This window comes from Streptomyces sp. NPDC054932, assembly GCF_053610205.1.
Genome location: NZ_JBSGXU010000076.1, coordinates 34,371 through 35,687 on the forward strand (window position 1 = coordinate 34,371; position 1,317 = coordinate 35,687).

The following is a 1,317-nucleotide window of genomic DNA, read 5'->3' on the forward strand; positions in this document are numbered from 1 at the left end:
GGGGTGCCGGGTGCCGGCCGGCCGTCGGCCGCCCCCCGGTCGCCGGGGGCCACCTGGAGCCCGCGCACGACGATCTCGCCGGTGCGGCCGGTGTCGCCCGGTCCGCTGCCGATGGTGTCACCGTCCTCGGTGACGAGCTCGACCCGGGCGTACGGACCGGGGAGGCCGATCGGGACGGTGGCGCCGGTCTCGGCCCCGTTCACGGTGTGGGCGAGCACGGCGACGGTCGCCTCGGTGGGTCCGTACGCGTTGACCACATGGCAGTCAGCCCCGAAAGCGGCGTGTGCGGACCGTACGGCGGTGGGGGTGAGGGGCTCGCCGCCCAGGAGCAGGGTGCGCAGGCCGTGCACGGGTCCGCTGCCCGCGGCGCCGAGGAGGGCGAGGTGGGAGGGCGTGAGCGCGAGGGTGTCCGCGCCGTGTTCGGCGACGAGTGCGCGCAGGGCGGCGGGTGAGGGCGCGCCGGGGGCGAGGACGGCCGTCCCGCCGGCGAGCAGCGGCAGGAAGAGGGGGAAGCACGAGATGTCGAAGGCGTAGGAGGAGGCGAAGCCGAAGCGGGTGCGACCGGTGACCCGGCAGACGCCGGTCATCCAGCGGACGAATCCCATGAGGCTTCCGTGCTCGATCTGCACGCCCTTGGGGCGGCCGGTGGAACCGGAGGTGTGGATGACGTACGCGAGGTCTGCGGGCCGTACTTCAGCTGCGGCGGGGACCGCGCGGGCGTCCTCCGGGTCGGCCTCCGGGGCCGGGGCCCACTCGGCCAGGTCTTCGACTGCGAGCAGGGTGCCCGGTACGAAGGGGGCGAGTTCCTCGACCAGCTGCCGTCGGGTCAGGCAGAGACCGGCGCCGGCTCCCTGGAGGATCTCTCTGATCCGTACACCGGGATGACCGGGGTCGAGCGGCACGTAGGCGGCGCCCGCCTTGAGGATGCCCCACAGGGCGCACACTCCGGCGCTCGTCCGGTCGACGACCAGCCCCACCAGGTCCTCGCGGCCCACTCCGCGCCACCGGAGCCCGGCCGCGACGGCGTCGGAGCGCCGGTCGAGTTCGGCGTACGTGACCACGCCCTCGGGCCCGTCGAGCGCAGGCGCGTCGGGGGTGCGGGCCGCCTGGGCACGGAAGGCGTCCACGACGGTGAGCCCGGGGACCGCCGGATCCGGTACGGCCGGGTCGGGCTGCGCCGGCGCGACAGGAGATCCGGTCGCCGGGCCGGTGGCCGGGCCGGTCGCCGGGCCGCCGGATCCGGCCCGGTGGACGCCCTCGGCCGGGTCCTCGGCCCTGCCTTCGGCTTCGAAGCCGGCCAGCATCGTGTCCAGCAAC

General features: G+C 75.9%; 1 protein-coding gene. It reads right to left on the reverse strand.

Features of this window, described 5'->3' with window-relative positions; genetic code table 11:
* On the reverse strand, window positions 1-1,317 hold a 1,317-nt coding region (locus ACWGE1_RS21365; protein ID WP_453422068.1), incomplete at both ends, for an AMP-binding protein.